15 protein-coding genes and 1 pseudogene are annotated in these 15,337 nt (G+C 40.5%); 9 read left to right on the forward strand and 7 right to left on the reverse strand.

The features are described 5' to 3' along the window. A pseudogene (locus C228_RS13390) lies at window positions 1-909 on the forward strand (IS3 family transposase); the annotation flags it as partial. Between the two features lie 160 nt (window positions 910-1,069). On the opposite strand, the gene C228_RS0106700 reads toward C228_RS13390, so the two are convergent. Continuing rightward, window positions 1,070-1,483: a ClpXP protease specificity-enhancing factor gene (locus C228_RS0106700; RefSeq protein ID WP_018651901.1), complete on the reverse strand. Its 414-nt coding sequence runs from the start codon at window positions 1,481-1,483 to the stop codon at window positions 1,070-1,072. Continuing rightward, window positions 1,483-2,127, reverse strand: coding sequence for a stringent starvation protein SspA (gene sspA, locus C228_RS0106705; protein ID WP_018651902.1), 645 nt, complete (start codon window positions 2,125-2,127; stop codon window positions 1,483-1,485). The genes C228_RS0106700 and sspA overlap by 1 nt, the downstream gene beginning before the upstream one ends. A 236-nt stretch (window positions 2,128-2,363) precedes the next feature. On the opposite strand from sspA, the gene purE reads away from it, so the two are divergent. The 4 genes from purE (at window position 2,364) to C228_RS0106725 (ending at window position 6,357) form a co-directional block, all read left to right on the forward strand. Next, on the forward strand, window positions 2,364-2,858 hold the full coding sequence (gene purE / locus C228_RS0106710) for a 5-(carboxyamino)imidazole ribonucleotide mutase (RefSeq protein ID WP_018651903.1): 495 nt from the start codon (window positions 2,364-2,366) through the stop codon (window positions 2,856-2,858). Window positions 2,859-2,868: 10 nt separating this feature from the next. Beyond that, window positions 2,869-3,834, forward strand: a complete 966-nt coding sequence (locus C228_RS0106715) for an asparaginase (protein WP_026313228.1) — start codon at window positions 2,869-2,871, stop codon at window positions 3,832-3,834. A 107-nt stretch (window positions 3,835-3,941) separates the two neighbouring features. Further along, entirely contained in the window at window positions 3,942-5,030 is a 1,089-nt protein-coding gene (gene purK / locus C228_RS0106720; protein ID WP_018651905.1) for a 5-(carboxyamino)imidazole ribonucleotide synthase, read from the forward strand. A gap of 130 nt (window positions 5,031-5,160) precedes the next feature. Continuing rightward, window positions 5,161-6,357, forward strand: a complete 1,197-nt coding sequence (locus C228_RS0106725) for an amino acid aminotransferase (RefSeq protein WP_018651906.1) — start codon at window positions 5,161-5,163, stop codon at window positions 6,355-6,357. A 177-nt stretch (window positions 6,358-6,534) separates the two neighbouring features. Here the strand turns inward: C228_RS0106725 and pepP are convergent, their stop codons facing one another. Together pepP and C228_RS0106735 are read right to left on the reverse strand one after the other, a co-directional pair. Continuing rightward, window positions 6,535-7,821: a Xaa-Pro aminopeptidase gene (gene pepP, locus C228_RS0106730; protein WP_018651907.1), complete on the reverse strand. Its 1,287-nt coding sequence runs from the start codon at window positions 7,819-7,821 to the stop codon at window positions 6,535-6,537. 65 nt (window positions 7,822-7,886) lie between these two features. Continuing rightward, window positions 7,887-8,285 (reverse strand): MerR family transcriptional regulator, encoded by a 399-nt coding sequence (locus C228_RS0106735; RefSeq protein ID WP_018651908.1) that lies wholly within the window; start codon window positions 8,283-8,285, stop codon window positions 7,887-7,889. 70 nt (window positions 8,286-8,355) lie between these two features. Between C228_RS0106735 and C228_RS0106740 the strand changes: the two genes are divergently transcribed. Beyond that, window positions 8,356-8,970 carry a cation diffusion facilitator family transporter gene (locus C228_RS0106740; RefSeq protein ID WP_018651909.1) on the forward strand — a complete coding sequence of 205 codons (615 nt, stop codon included), beginning with the start codon at window positions 8,356-8,358 and terminating at the stop codon, window positions 8,968-8,970. Between the two features lie 60 nt (window positions 8,971-9,030). On the opposite strand, the gene uvrB is transcribed toward C228_RS0106740, so the two are convergent. Further along, on the reverse strand, window positions 9,031-11,052 hold the full coding sequence (gene uvrB / locus C228_RS0106745; protein WP_018651910.1) for an excinuclease ABC subunit UvrB: 2,022 nt from the start codon (window positions 11,050-11,052) through the stop codon (window positions 9,031-9,033). A 175-nt stretch (window positions 11,053-11,227) separates the two neighbouring features. Here uvrB and efeO point away from each other — a divergent pair, with 175 nt between their 5' ends. The 3 genes from efeO to C228_RS0106760 are packed head-to-tail and all read left to right on the forward strand — an operon-like array spanning window position 11,228 to window position 13,873. Next, entirely contained in the window at window positions 11,228-12,040 is an 813-nt protein-coding gene (gene efeO / locus C228_RS0106750) for an iron uptake system protein EfeO (RefSeq protein ID WP_018651911.1), read from the forward strand. Window positions 12,041-12,054: 14 nt separating this feature from the next. Then, window positions 12,055-13,245, forward strand: a complete 1,191-nt coding sequence (gene efeB, locus C228_RS0106755; RefSeq protein ID WP_018651912.1) for an iron uptake transporter deferrochelatase/peroxidase subunit — start codon at window positions 12,055-12,057, stop codon at window positions 13,243-13,245. 10 nt (window positions 13,246-13,255) lie between these two features. Beyond that, window positions 13,256-13,873 (forward strand): hypothetical protein, encoded by a 618-nt coding sequence (locus tag C228_RS0106760; protein ID WP_018651913.1) that lies wholly within the window; start codon window positions 13,256-13,258, stop codon window positions 13,871-13,873. 39 nt (window positions 13,874-13,912) lie between these two features. On the opposite strand, the gene C228_RS0106765 is transcribed toward C228_RS0106760, so the two are convergent. Together C228_RS0106765 and C228_RS0106770 are read right to left on the reverse strand one after the other, a co-directional pair. After that, a complete protein-coding gene (locus tag C228_RS0106765; RefSeq protein WP_018651914.1) occupies window positions 13,913-14,731 on the reverse strand; it encodes a PHP domain-containing protein in 819 nt (272 codons plus the stop codon). Window positions 14,732-14,734: 3 nt separating this feature from the next. Next, window positions 14,735-15,325 carry a DNA glycosylase gene (locus C228_RS0106770; protein WP_026313230.1) on the reverse strand — a complete coding sequence of 197 codons (591 nt, stop codon included), beginning with the start codon at window positions 15,323-15,325 and terminating at the stop codon, window positions 14,735-14,737. Window positions 15,326-15,337: the final 12 nt, after the last annotated feature.

Below are 15,337 nucleotides of genomic sequence, written 5' to 3' on the forward strand. Positions count from 1 at the left end.
ATCGTATTTTAGAGCTGGAAGCGGAGAATGCTTACCTAAAAAAGTTGCGGGAATACAACCAACAAAAAATGCGGCAAAAGCAGCCATCGTGAACACGTTGCGGGAAGATTTCCCCTTAGACATCCTCCTCCCTTTGATAGGTTTAAAACGCAGTACGTTCTTTTATCACTTACCGCCTAAAGTTGATAAAAATGCAGTGATGAGGCAGAAAGTGGTTGAGATTTATCAGGATAATGATGGCAATTATGGCTATCGTCGTATTACGTTAAAGTTACGCGATTTCTTTGATGCGATTAACCATAAGCGAGTTCAAAGGATAATGCAACAGCTTGATTTAAAAGGAAAATGTAAGCAGAAGAAATATCGTTCTTATAAAGGTGAAGTAGGTGAAATTGCCGAGAATGTATTGCAACAGGATTTTCACGCAACGGCGCCAAATGAAAAATTAGTCACGGATATTACCGAGTTTAAATGTGCAAGCTCTATTTATCGCCGATTAAGGACTTATTTCATGGTGAAATTCTGACTTATGATTTAGCAAGAAGCCCGAACTTTGAGCAAGTCATGCGAATGATAAAGCAAGCGGTAACAAAACTGCCTCAGGATGCTAAACCGATTTTACATTCCGACCAAGGCTGGCAATATCAGATGGCAGGCTATCAAGACATGCTGAGGAAACATAATATTAGACAAAGTATGTCGAGAAAAGGGAATTGCTTGGATAATGGAGCAATGGAAAGTTTCTTTGGGCGACTGAAAACGGAATGTTACTTTGGTAAGCGATTTGAAACCTTCGAACAGCTTGAGAAAGTGATTCATGCGTACATTCATTATTACAACAATGAGCGTATTCAAGTGAAATTAAAAGGACTCAGCCCTGTACAATACAGAACTCAGTCCTTAAATTAAACAGTCTAACTTTTTGGGGTCAGATCATTCAACGGTAGCTTTTTTTTATTACATTCGATAAACTCTAGTAACTCTTTTAATAAAAAACAAACGGTCAAATTTCTCTCAAAACTTGCAAAAGTTTGCTGAAATTTAACCGCTTAATAAAGTAAAAAATAAATTATTTGACGAGTTTTAAATGGGTTGCCTTTTTCTTCACAACTTTAGGCTTTACTTCTTCATGTAAAACCGTATTACGTTCATGGTAGGCTTGTTCACTATAATAAGACTCATCTTGGAACATGACACCATCACCCGTCTCTTGTGCATAAATCGCTTCTAATGCACCAAGTGGAATATATACGTCTCGTAACATTCCTTGGAAGCGCGCATTAAAACGAATTGCTTCATCGGTTACAACATATTGTCCAATAGAACGAGGTGCAATATTTAAGATAATCTTACCGTCACGAATAAATTCTGTTGGCACATCTACATCCGGATAATCCGTATTGACTAGCAAGTATGGCGTATTGTCATTATCAATAATCCAGCTGTAATAAGCATGATAAAGATAAGGGCGTAAAGGTTTCATTAGTCTTTTTCATCCATTAAGTGTTTAGGCGCTGCCCCACCAATTGATTGTACAAAACTTTCACGTTGGAAAACTCGAGTCATATATGCTTTGATAGCTTTACTACCAGCACCAGTAAACTCAACACCTAAGTTGTGCATTTTCCAAAGCAATGGTGCAACATAGCAATCCACTAAACTAAACTCTTCATTCATGAAATAAGGCGTTGCTGCAAATACCGGACCTAAAGCTAACATTTCATCACGTAATTGAAGTAAAGCTTTTTTTGCCTCCTTTGAGGCAGGGTCTTTATTCACGATATTAATCAGTGAATACCAATCTTGCTCAATACGGTGCATAGTTAAGCGACATTTACCACGTAATACCGGATATACAGGCATTAACGGTGGATGAGGAAAACGTTCGTCCAGATACTCCATAATGATACGTGAATTGAATAACACTAAATCACGATCAACTAATGTGGGTACGTTACCGTAAGGATTTACTTCCATTAAATCTTCAGAAATCGTATCGGAACCAATATTTTCAATCTCGTAAGGAACGCCTTTTTCCGCTAATACAATACGTACTTGATGACTGTATACATCATTTTTATCTGAAAAAAGGGTCATTACTGAACGTTTATTCGCACTACTCGTCATATATATTCTATCTCCGATTCTGATTGCAACTAACTACATGAATTTGAAAAAAATGGTCGTATATAGTAACACATTTCATCTTCCATTTAATAGCGCTAAATTGTGATTTGTGAATAATTCTTTACATTGTTCAGATTATTTTCAGTTAGTGTATAGCGTAATTTCGCAAGCAATCGTTTGCCTGGCGTGTTATACTTAAAATAATATTTCCTCCATTCATTTCTAAAGGAACAGCTATGTCACAAAAACCTGAAATTGCGATTGTTATGGGTTCAAAAAGCGACTGGGCGACCATGTCGGAAGCAACACAAATCTTAGATCAATTTAATCTTGCTTATCATGTCGAAGTGGTTTCGGCACACCGCACACCGGATAAACTTTTCTCATTTGCGGAAAGTGCGGAACAAAACGGTTATAAGGTGATTATCGCAGGTGCAGGCGGTGCGGCGCACTTGCCGGGTATGATTGCGGCAAAAACTATCGTACCAGTGTTAGGTGTTCCGGTAAAAAGTTCGATGCTAAGTGGTGTAGATAGTTTATATTCTATTGTTCAAATGCCGAAAGGTATTCCAGTCGGTACCCTTGCGATTGGCCCTGCGGGAGCAGCCAATGCAGGTTTATTAGCCATGCAAATTTTAGCAGCTTTTGATCCTGAATTAGCGAAAAAATTACACGTATTCCGCAATGAACAAACGCAATTGGTATTAGATAATCCAGATCCACGTAATTAATCTATTTCTCATGACAAAGAAACTTTTAATCCTACATACAGGCGGTACAATTTCCATGAGCGAAGGTGAAGACGGCAAAGTTTCACCTTCCGAAAAAAATCCGCTACTTACCGCGTTAGAACGTTTAAACCACCCTGCTCAGCTTAGCCAAGAATCGGTGCTTAATGTGCCTTCACCGCATATTACGCTACAACATTGGTTACTATTGAAAGCACGTATTGAAAAAGCGGTAAATGAAGAACTCTATGATGGTATCGTAATTACCCACGGTACGGATACGTTAGAAGAAACCGCTTATTTTCTTGATTTAGCCCTTGATGTAAACGTGCCGGTCGCAATTACCGGTGCTATGCGTTCAAGCAACGAATTAGGTTCAGACGGTTTAATTAACTTACAAAGTGCGATTTTGGTTGCACTTTGTCCGGAAAGCCAAGGCAAAGGCGTATTAGTGGTTATGAATGATGAAATTCATAACGCTAAATTTGTGACTAAAACGCATACGACCAACGTAGCGACATTCCAAACGCCAACATTCGGTCCTTGCGGATTAATTGCGAAAAACCGCGTGTTATATTTCCAACAATTAATCGAATATGAACGCTTCCCAGCTCAAACAATTACACGTACCAACGTGCAGCTCGTCAAGAGCTACGCCGGAATGGATAGTTTCTTATTAGAACAATTAGCCCTCCACGGCTGTGACGGTGTCGTGATTGAGGCGCTCGGTGCAGGTAATTTGCCGCCAAGCTGTTTAGCTGGTTTAGATGCGTTATTACGCGCTGATATTCCTGTTGTATTAGTTTCTCGTGCCTTTAATGGCGTAACCCAAGATGTGTATGACTATTTAGGCGGCGGCAAACAACTTAAACAACAAAACGTGATTTTTACTACCGGTTTAAGTGGTCAAAAAGCCCGCATTAAATTATTGGTGTTATTAAATCAAAGTTTGAATAAACCGCTCTCCGAATATTTTTAATCTTTTTATTAATGAAAAAGTTCAAAGTCAGACTGCTGAACAAGCGGTCAAATTTGCCGAAAAAATTGCAAATCAGACCTTGAGCTTGTCAAACGGAATCATAAAAAATGCAAAAAAGTGCCATTTATCCTCCAGTTTATGTGCTTGGTAACGGTCAGCTCGGCAGAATGTTACGCTATGCCGGCGCACCACTTGATATTGAAGTAAAACCGCTTGCTTTTGATGCGCCAGTTTTTGAACTTGAACAAAACAGTATCATTACCGCAGAAATCGAGCGTTGGGCAGAAACGCCACTCACACAATTACTCGGCAATCATAAAAATTTTGTCAATTTAAACGTATTCGGCACAACGGCGGATCGTTTCACGCAAAAATCACTGTTAGACAAACTTCAGCTTTCCACTTCGCCATGGCAATTATTGGAATCTGCCGAGCAATGGCAAAGCGTATTCAGCAATGTAGGCGAAAAAGTGGTGGTAAAACGTCGTACCGGCGGCTATGACGGCAGAGGTCAATGGATTGTGACACAAGACAGCATTGACCAAATCACACCGGATCTGTTCGGTGAAGTCATTGCGGAAAAATTTATTCCGTTTGACGGCGAGATTTCAATTGTCGGTGCGCGTTTCCGTGACGGCTCCACCCGTTTTTATCCGATTAATCATAACTTGCAACAAAACGGCATCTTGCGTTACTCCGTTTGTAATGTGAATTTACCGAATCAACAAACTTATCAAACCCAAGCGGAACAAATGCTCGGCACGATTATGCAAGACTTAGATTATATCGGCGTAATGGCAATGGAATGTTTTGTGGTGGGAGAGAAATTATTAATTAATGAACTTGCTCCTCGTGTACATAACAGCGGACATTGGACGCAATTAGGTTGCTCAATCAACCAGTTTGAATTGCATTTACGCGCATTGCTTGACTTGCCAACACCGCAACTCAAACAAATTGCACCTAGTGTGATGGTGAATCTGATTGGTATTGAACACAATAACGCGTGGCTGGAAGTACCGTTCTCACAATTACATTGGTATGGTAAAGAAGTACGTGCCGGTCGTAAAGTCGGACATATTAATTTATGTCATCCGGAACAAACTCAGTTGATTCAATTACTCGAACAGCTTCGTCCGCATTTAACCGACGATTTCCATTCGGGGTTAGATTGGGCGATTAATAAACTCAAATAAGTGCAAGCGGTCTGTTTTCTTCTGAAATTTGCAAAAAATTTAGGAAAACAGACCGCTTTTCTATTGCTAAAATAGCTAATGGACTGTATAAGTATTTCTAATTTCAAACACAACTTTATAGAGGAATCATATGTCAATGTTCAACCATATTCAGGCTGCTCCGGCAGATCCAATCTTAGGTTTAGGTGAAGCGTTTAAAGCGGAACAACGTGCGGGGAAAATCAATCTTGGTATCGGTGTTTATATGAATGCGGAAGGTAAAACGCCTATCGTGAAAGCAGTTAAAAAAGCCGAAGCGTTATTGTTAGAACAAGAAACGAATAAAAACTACCTTACGATTGACGGTGTACAAGCATTTAACGCTTATACACAAGAACTTTTATTCGGTAAAGGGGCAGAAATTATCGCATCAGGTCGTGCAAAAACCGCACAAAGTTTGGGTGGTACGGGCGCGTTACGTATTGCGGCAGAATTTATCAAACGCCAAACGTCAGCAAAAAATATCTGGATTTCAAACCCAACTTGGCCAAACCATAATGCAATTGCAGAAGCGGTCGGTTTAAATGTGAAAGGCTATCGTTATTACAATAAAGATACGCACGGTTTAGATTGGGATAATTTACTTGCCGATTTAAGCCAAGCGGAAGCCGGCGATGTGGTGTTATTACATGGCTGCTGCCATAACCCGACCGGCATCGACCCAACTCCTGAACAGTGGGACGCATTAGCGAAACTTTCTGCGGAAAAAGGCTGGTTACCGTTATTTGACTTTGCTTACCAAGGCTTCGGCAACGGTTTAGATCAAGACGCATACGGCTTACGTGCGTTTGTGAAAAACCACAAAGAATTATTAATCGCAAGTTCATACTCGAAAAACTTTGGCTTATATAATGAACGTGTTGGTGCATTCACGATTGTTGCAGAAAATGCCGAAGTGGCAAATAAAGCCTTCACCCAAATTAAATCAATTATTCGTGTGCTCTACTCTAACCCGGCATCACACGGTGCAAATGCGGTTGCTCGTGTATTAGGTGATGAAGTGTTACGTGCGAAATGGGTAGCGGAATTAGATGAAATGCGTGATCGTATTAAAGATATGCGTAACCGTATGGTGCAATTATTAAAAGAGAAGGGTGCAAAACAAGATTTCGACTTTATCGCACAACAAAACGGTATGTTCTCATTTAGTGGTTTAACACCGGAACAAGTGGATCGCTTACGTGAAGAGTTCGCAATCTATGTGGTACGTTCCGGCCGTATCAATGTTGCAGGTATCACCGACCAAAACATTGACGTACTTTGTGAAGCGATTGTAAAAGTGCTTTAATCACTATTTTGTAAAACCACGGACTACACTGAATACACGGAAAATTTATTCTATGAATTTATGTATTTCGTGGTTATTTTTATGTATTCATGCTTTTAGTTAATAAAAAACCACAGTTCTCACGTCATACGAAAAATTTCTGTGTATTCCGTTCTGTGATTATTTAATCTTTCCTATCTATTGAACATTCATAATCGCTTCAATATCAGCAATTTCTTTCGGGCAGCCGCTTGTCAGATTTTTATTGCCATATTCGGTAATCAATAAGTTATCCTCAATTCGCACGCCAATGCCTTTATATTGCTCCGGCACGTCCGCTTCACTTGAAATATATAGACCCGGTTCAAGGGTTAGCACCATGCCGATTTCAAGCGGTCGATCTCGCTCCGTACCATAATTGCCCACATCGTGAACATCTAAACCAAGCCAATGCCCTAAACCGTGCATATAAAATTGACGATAGGCTTTCTCAGTGATTAACTGCTCCACTTCGCCCTTCAAAATCCCTAAGCGAACCAAACCGTCAGTCAGCACCTGCACCGCTTTTTCATTAGCAATTTTAATCGAACTTTGTGGCACTAGCCATTTAGCTGCTTCTTTCATTGCGTCTAGCACCAGTTGATAAATTTCTCGCTGAGGTTCGGAGAACTTACCGTTAATTGGGAAGGTACGGGTAATATCGCCGGCATAGTGAGCAAATTCCGCCCCGGCATCAATCAGCAATAAATCGCCGTCTTTTAGTACCTGATCATTTTCATTGTAGTGCAAAATACAGGCATTTTCACCGCTTGCTACAATCGAATTATAAGCAGGAAATCTCGCCCCAAAGCGGGTAAATTCGTGCTGGATTTCGCCCTCAATTTCCAATTCATAACGATTGGGGCGAGTTTGCTTCATCGCACGAATATGTGCTAAGCCTGAAATATGACATGCTTGCTGAATGAGAGAAATTTCCGCTGTTGATTTAATCAAACGCATTTCCGACAACATCGGCTGCCAGTCAATCACTTCGGAAAACTGCTCCGTCACTATGCTATCGCCCCATTCCTGTAAGCCTTTCGCATAGTAACAAGCGGTCAAATTTTGCATTTTTCCTGCAAAAATACGAGAAATATCCTCAATATCAAACGCCAAATCCACGTTCAAGGTTTCAGGCGCTTTTTCAATACCCAAACGGCGACCGTTCCACGTTTCCATTAGCGGATCCTTTTTACGCACAAAAATCACGCTCTCATTTTTGCCCGCTTTTTTAATCAGCAACAACGCTGATTTCGGCTCGGCAAAACCGGTTAAATACCAGAAATAACTATCCGGACGGAACAAATAATCGCAATCGCTATTGCGGCGTTTCTCGGTTTCGGTAAACACCACCAACGCAGAATTATCCTGCATTTGCTCAAACACTCGATTTCTACGCTCAACAAATTCTTCTCTCGGCAATTCGGCTAGGTAGGCAAGATCCATACTATTCTCCTCTTCAAATGTGTATTTATTCTAACACAAGCAAGCGGTCTGATTTCTTGCAAATTTTATTCTTTATCTTTAATACTTTGAATAATTTGGCAATTTTCAATCTTTTCATTTCGACAACCAATAATTTGTTCCAAAAATGATTTAACTCCTTGTAACTGTTTAATTTGTTCATTGATATATGATAAATGCCTTCTGGTTAATTCATCAACACCATCACATTGATGATTAGGTTTTTTTTGAAATGCCAATAAAACCTTAATGTCTTTTAAAGAAAAACCGATATTGCGACAGGCTTTGATAAAGCATAATTGAGCAAGTGTTTGTTCATCAAACACACGATAGCCATTTTGTTGATGTATGGGGGCGATTAAGCCCTGTTTTTCATAATAACGAATAGTTTCCAAATGCACGCCTGTTTGCTCACTGGCTTGTTTTATTTTAATAAATTTTGACATTTTAGCTTGACCCTGTAATAACTACGGAGTTTATAATGTAGCAAATTTCATCTTAAAATAGGAGTAAAAAATGGCGTGCCAAAATTGTTGTGATTCAAATCAGCCCATTCATCAATCCCCCAAGTACAAAAAAGCCTTGTGGATTGTGTTTGCGATGAATTTGACGATGTTTTTTGTGGAAGTCGTAATGGGGTTCAAATCAGGTTCAACTTCGCTGTTGTCGGACAGTTTGGATTTTTTGGGCGATAGTGCTAACTATATGATTAGCTTAATTGTGTTGCCAATGGCATTAAGCTATCGTGCCAAAGCGTCTTTAATTAAAGGCTTAACAATGAGTGGATTTGGCGTATTTATTTTAATTACAACCATTTACCGTATGTTTTATGGAGAAATGCCCAGTTATAGTGAAATGAGTGTGGTTGGTATATTGGCGTTATTGGTGAATTTAATGGCATTATTGATTCTGTTGAATTTTCGTGATGGAGATAGCAATATGCGTGGCGTTTGGCTCTGTTCTCGCAATGATGCGATTGGTAATGTAGCGGTTATTTTGGCTGGTATAGCGGTTTATTTTTTTCAGTCAAAATATCCTGATTTAATTGTGGCTTTTATTTTGGCATTTTTAGCTTTACAGGCCGGCAAAGAGATTATTTTCAGAGCTTGGGGCGAATTAAAAGAAAATTAGGCATAGTCAACAAAATTTTTGGGGCAGTCCTAGATAACTAGAACAGCCCCTAAAGATTTTCTATATCTCAAGCAAAACCGCCCTCAATTGCCCAATTTTATCCCTTACTGCCGCCGCTTTTTCAAACTCTAAATCCTTAGCGAAATCTCGCATTTGTTGTTCAAGTTGTTTGAGTTCTTTTTCCAGCTCTTTGCGGGATTTTGGTTTGTAGGTATTTGCAGATTTTTCTTCGATTTTAACCGCTTGTTTACCTCGTTTCGGCTTGTCGGTTTGTCCAATGTCGAGCAATTCGCCTACTTTCTTATTGAGAGCTTGTGGGGTAATACCGTGTTCTTCGTTGTATTTTTGTTGTTTTTCTCGGCGGCGTTCAGTTTCGGTAATCGCTTTTTGCATAGAGTTGGTAATGTGGTCGCCGTAAAGAATCGCTTTGCCGTTAAGGTTACGAGCGGCACGTCCGATGGTCTGAATTAATGAACGTTCGGAACGCAAAAAGCCTTCTTTATCTGCATCTAAAATCGCCACTAGCGACACTTCCGGCATATCCAAGCCCTCACGTAATAAGTTGATGCCGACCAATACGTCAAACATGCCCATCCGCAAGTCGTGAATAATTTCTACCCGCTCTACTGTATCAATATCACTATGCAAGTAACGCACACGCACGCCGTGTTCATCGAGATAATCGGTTAAATCTTCCGCCATTTTTTTGGTTAGCGTAGTAATTAGCACACGTTCATCTAGCGCCACTCGTTTATGAATTTCAGATAACACATCATCAACCTGCGTAGCGACTGGGCGAACTTCGATGATCGGATCTAATAAGCCCGTTGGACGAACCACCTGATCCACCACATCGCCATTGGATTTTTCTAGTTCGTAATTACCCGGTGTTGCTGATACATAAATCGTTTGTGGCGCAAGATGTTCAAATTCTTCAAAGCGTAACGGGCGGTTATCCAATGCAGATGGCAAACGGAAGCCGTATTGCACCAGCGTTTCTTTTCTCGCCCGATCGCCTCGATACATACCGCCAATTTGTGGTACGGTCACGTGGCTTTCGTCAATAATCAACAAACCATCCGCTGGCATATAATCAAACAAGGTCGGTGGTGGTTCGCCCTCTTTTCTGCCTGACAAGTAGCGTGAATAATTTTCAATGCCCGAGCAATAGCCCAGCTCATTCATCATTTCGATATCAAATTGCGTACGTTGAGTAATGCGTTGTTCTTCCAGCAATTTATTTTCTTTGATGAAATACTCACGGCGTTCCACCAGCTCTTGCTTGATTTCTTCAATCGCATTCAAAATACGTTCACGAGGGGTAACGTAGTGAGTTTTTGGATAAATGGTGTAGCGAGGTACTTTACCCAAACTATGCCCAGTAAGCGGATCGAATAATGAGAGGCTTTCGATTTCATCATCAAACAACTCGACACGTAATGCAATTTCATCCGATTCAGCCGGAAAAATATCAATCACTTCGCCACGTACACGGAAAGTCGAACGCTGAAATGCTTGGTCATTACGAGTGTATTGCAATTCGGCAAGACGAAAGAGGATCTCACGTTGATCAATAATCGCTCCCACTTGCAAATGCAACATCATTTGCATATAGGCATCCACGTCCCCTAAGCCGTAAATAGCGGAAACCGAAGCAACTACAATCGTATCGCGACGTTCAAGGAAAGATTTGGTTGCCGAGAGTCGCATTTGTTCGATTTGTTCGTTGATTGAGGCATCTTTTTCGATAAAGGTATCGCTACTCGGCACATAGGCTTCCGGTTGGTAATAATCGTAGTAAGACACGAAGTATTCCACCGCATTTTCAGGGAAGAATGCTTTCATTTCGGCATACAGCTGGGCGGCAAGCGTTTTGTTCGGCGCAAGCAACATCGCTGGGCGATTAAGTTGGGCGATAACATTGGCAATGGTAAAGGTTTTACCCGAACCGGTTACCCCAAGTAGAGTTTGATGCGCCAATCCGTCATTTAACCCTTCGGTCAATTTGGCAATCGCTGACGGCTGATCGCCTGAAGGTTTAAATGGGCTGTGTAAAATAAAAGGTTTGCCTTGCTTGCTCATATAACATCCTATCCAAGAAAATTTATCGTTATTTTAACATAAGCAAGCGGTGAATTTTTTAAGAAAATTTGCAATAAAAATGTGAATTGGTTCACAAAATCACCAGTATTAATTTGATAATGATTATTAATAAGAATATAGTTACCACATTATATTTAGCTAAAAGGATATTTTTATGCAGTTAACAAAATTAGCAGCTTTACTTTCAGGTTTACTACTCACAACTCAATCTTTTGCTTTAGATTTAACGAAAGAAACCGCAACATATAAGCAATTTGTGGTTGAACAGATTGATCAATTAGTAGCGGATACGGAAAAGTTTGTCGATTACTTAAACCAAGGAGATGTGGAAAAAGCAAAGCAAATTTACCCACTTGCACGAATGTATTTTGAACGTTCCGAACCAATTGCCGAAAGTTTTGGTGATTTAGATCCTCGCATTGATGCACGTCTTGCCGATTTAACCGAAGAAGGCAAAACAGAAAAAGATTGGTCCGGTTTCCATAAAATTGAAAAAGTGTTATGGGAGAAAAATACCACTCAAGGTACAAAAGCTGCTGCAGAACAACTGTTAAAAGACGTTAAAGAACTACGAGCCAAAATTCCAACAGCAGAAGTTACGCCTGAATTAATGATCACCGGTGCAGTAGATTTATTAAATGAAGTATCCACCACTAAAGTAACCGGTGAGGAAGAAATTTTCTCTAAAACCGACCTTTACGATTTCAAAGCCAATATTGAAGGGGCAGAAAAAATCTATGAAATCTTTAAACCGCAATTAGATAAAACGGATGCGAAACTTTCAGCGGAAATTACCGCTCGCTTTGCTGCGGTTAATACTTTACTGGCAAAACACAATAAAGCGAAAAACGGTTACGATTACGTAGCTTATAACACTCTGTCAAAAGCGGATGTTAAAGCACTAGCCGAAGCGGTAAACCAACTGGGCGAACCATTAGCCCAATTAGGCGTTCTATTAGAGAAATAAGGTAGGAATAAATTATGGCAGACACACATTCTCGCCGTGATTTTCTAAAAAATACCGCATTGGTAGGAGCAGGCTTATTGTCCGCTCCTACTTTTGCTTTAGAATCACAACAACTTAGCTCACACGCACAGAATCAATATCTTTTTTACGGTCAACATCAAGCCGGTATCGTCACCCCTGCACAAAAACATATCTATTTCCTCGTCTTAGATTTAGATACGACCGATATTGCAAAAGTGAAAGCGATTTTTCAGACTTGGACAAGTTATAGCCGTAATTTGACACAAGGTAAAAATGTAAAACCCTATAGCAATAATGCCTATGTTCCGCCTGCGGATACCGGTGAAGCGGATAGCTTAGATCCACAACATCTTACACTCACTTTTGGCGTCAGTGCCGCTTTCTTTAAAAAGTTAGGTATTGAAAAACATAAGCCGACCGAATTACAAGATTTACCGCACTTCCCTCGCGACCAATTACAAGCCGAATTTAGCGGTGGCGATATATGTATTCAAGCCTGTGCCGATGATCCTCAAGTTACCTTCCATGCAGTGCGTAATTTAGTGCGAGCGGCTCGTGGTGAAGTCAAAATGAAATGGTCGCAAATGGGCTTTAACTCATTTTTAAATAATGAAACGCCGCGTAACTTATTTGCATTTAAAGATGGTACGGCAAATGCCGAAAGTTTAAAAGATCAGGACAATGTGGTCTGGATACAGGACGGGTGGCTAAAAGGCGGTTCCTATTTAGCGGTTCGCCGTATCAAAATGTTCTTAGAAACCTGGGATCGCACGCATTTAAAATCACAGGAAGAAACCTTCGGTCGTTATCGCGATTCTGGTGCAGCTCTCGGCTATAAGCACGAATTTGAAAAATTCGATCTGGCGAAAAAAGACGACAAAGGTAATCCGGTCATACCGGAAATTTCTCATACACATCTTGCCCATAAAACGGGAGTAAAAATGCTCAGACGTTCGTTCTCTTACGCCAGCGGTATTGATGATAAAGGGCAATTTGACTCGGGCTTACTGTTTATTTCGTTCCAACAAAGCCCCGCTCAATTTATTAAAGTACAAAACGCCTTGGGCAATCTCGATAAAATGAACGAATATATTACCCATATCGGTAGTGGCTTATTTGCCTGTTTTGCTGGCGTAAAAGACGAAAACGACTATCTAGGCAAAGCCTTGTTTGATTTACTCTAAGGAATAGCAAATGGCATTTAAAAAATTGATCATCATTCCTTTATTCTTTGCGAGTTCAGTAACGTTAGCGAAAGTGGATGTTAGCTCGTTATTTGTGCAGCTTTCCGAAGCAATGGCAGAACTTAAAAAAGGTGAAATTGCAAAATCTCAGCAAAATTTAACCGCTTTACAGCAAGCATTTAATCAGTTTCAAGTAGATTCGGAAGCGAGCAAAGACGTAACGGACGCTTTAAACCAAGCAATTAAAACTACGGATCTAGCTCACTTGGAAAATGTCGCTAAACATCTATATCGTTTTGAAAAAGAACAAAACCCAGTGGACTATGAGGCTAAACATCAAACTTTCGTTAAACAAATGACACCACTTTATCAAAATTTGCAACTTGCAGTGCAAACCAAAGATATTAAGCAAATCAGAATAGCGGCACGTCATTTTGGTAAGAATTGGGCAAAATATGAAAAACCAGTGCGTGAAATGAGTTTAACTCACTATGGCAAATTTGAGCGTACACTTGGCTTAATGCGGATTGCAATCACCGCTGAAAAACCGAATATGGCTAAAATTGAACAACGAGTGGCAGCACTCGGCGAGGTAATGGCTGAATTTAGCCAATTTAAAGTACAATAATTTCAGATAAAGCAAAGGGCGTTTAACACGCCCTTTTTCCTAAAACAAATCCCAAATTGGTTTGCAATCTGCCGGCAGTGTTAGACCTCTGCCAAGTTCAATCCAACTGGTCGGGTAATGAAAATCCGATCCGACCGAAGCGTATAAATCAAACTCTTTTGCCCAACGTGCGATCAATTGACGTTGGTCAGGCGTTTGTCCGCAACCGGCAACCTCAATACCGTCACCCCTGAATAATTTAAAGTCAGCGATTAAACGGCGAATCCAACGTCCAGTTAATTTATAACGTAACGGATGAGCAATACAAATAACGCCGCCCGCTTGATGCGTTACTTCAATCGCCTCTTCCAAACTACACCACATTGGCTTAACGTAAGCCGATTTACCACCACCGAGATATTTTTTAAAGGCGTGTTCAATATTTCGTACATGACCGTTTTCGTGTAAAAAACGCCCGTAATGTGCGCGAGTTACCTCTCCGCTTGCTAACGCCTTTGCCTCTTCATAAGCATTTGGAATACCGGCTTTTGCAAGTTTTTCGCCGATTTCGACCGCTCTTTGCTCACGAAGTAACGCTTGCTTATCTAACAATGCCACTAATGCAGGATGCGTCTCATCCACGTTTAAAGCGGCAAGGTGAATGCTTTTGCCCTCCCAAACGATAGAAATTTCTACGCCGGCAATAAAGCGAATCGGCTGCCCTTGTGCTGCGTGTTTTGCTTCTTGGATCCCTGCTACAGTATCGTGATCGGTTAAAGCAAGCATTTCGATTTGTTGCTCTAACGCACGCTGAACCAGCTCGGTCGGACTAAACATACCGTCCGATATGGTACTGTGTGAATGTAAATCATATTTCATGTGTTAAAGTAGTCCTGCTTGAATAAAAAATTGTCGATACGCCTCGATTTTCTTGGCTAAACTCAATGGATAAGCCCGAGATGTGGAAGGTAAACGGTAAAGGAAAAGTTCACGCTCTTCACAATACGGATAATTAATCCATTCGTTCGTTTTCGGTGCTTTAGTTTTCTCACTTAATAAACCGAGTAGTGTATCTGTTGCCAAACCACCGGTGGTAAAAATCCATTTTACATGGGGTAACGTTTTTAACAATTGCGTCATATCTACCGGAGCAACGATTTTTAGATCCTTATCCGAAGCGTTACCCTTTAAGCGGATTGCCGTTTGCGCTGAGGAACACAACGCAATACCCTTTTCTCGTAAAAACGCTTCGATTTTTATGGGATCAAAACGTTTCTCATCACCGACACGGAAATAGTCAGTATCATCGTAGAAAACAGCGCCCATAATACGCCACATATCGTTTTGAAAATTTGGGTAATGAAATTCCATACAGCGTTTTTCACCTGTTGGTGGAAAAGTCCCCATCATCACTACTGTAGCAGATTCCGGTAACACCGGTTGAAATGGGTGATGTTCTAAAGGTTGTTGCATAACCATTCTCTC

It is taken from the genome of Actinobacillus capsulatus DSM 19761, from assembly GCF_000374285.1.
In the GTDB taxonomy this organism is placed as follows: Bacteria; Pseudomonadota; Gammaproteobacteria; order Enterobacterales; family Pasteurellaceae; genus Actinobacillus; species Actinobacillus capsulatus.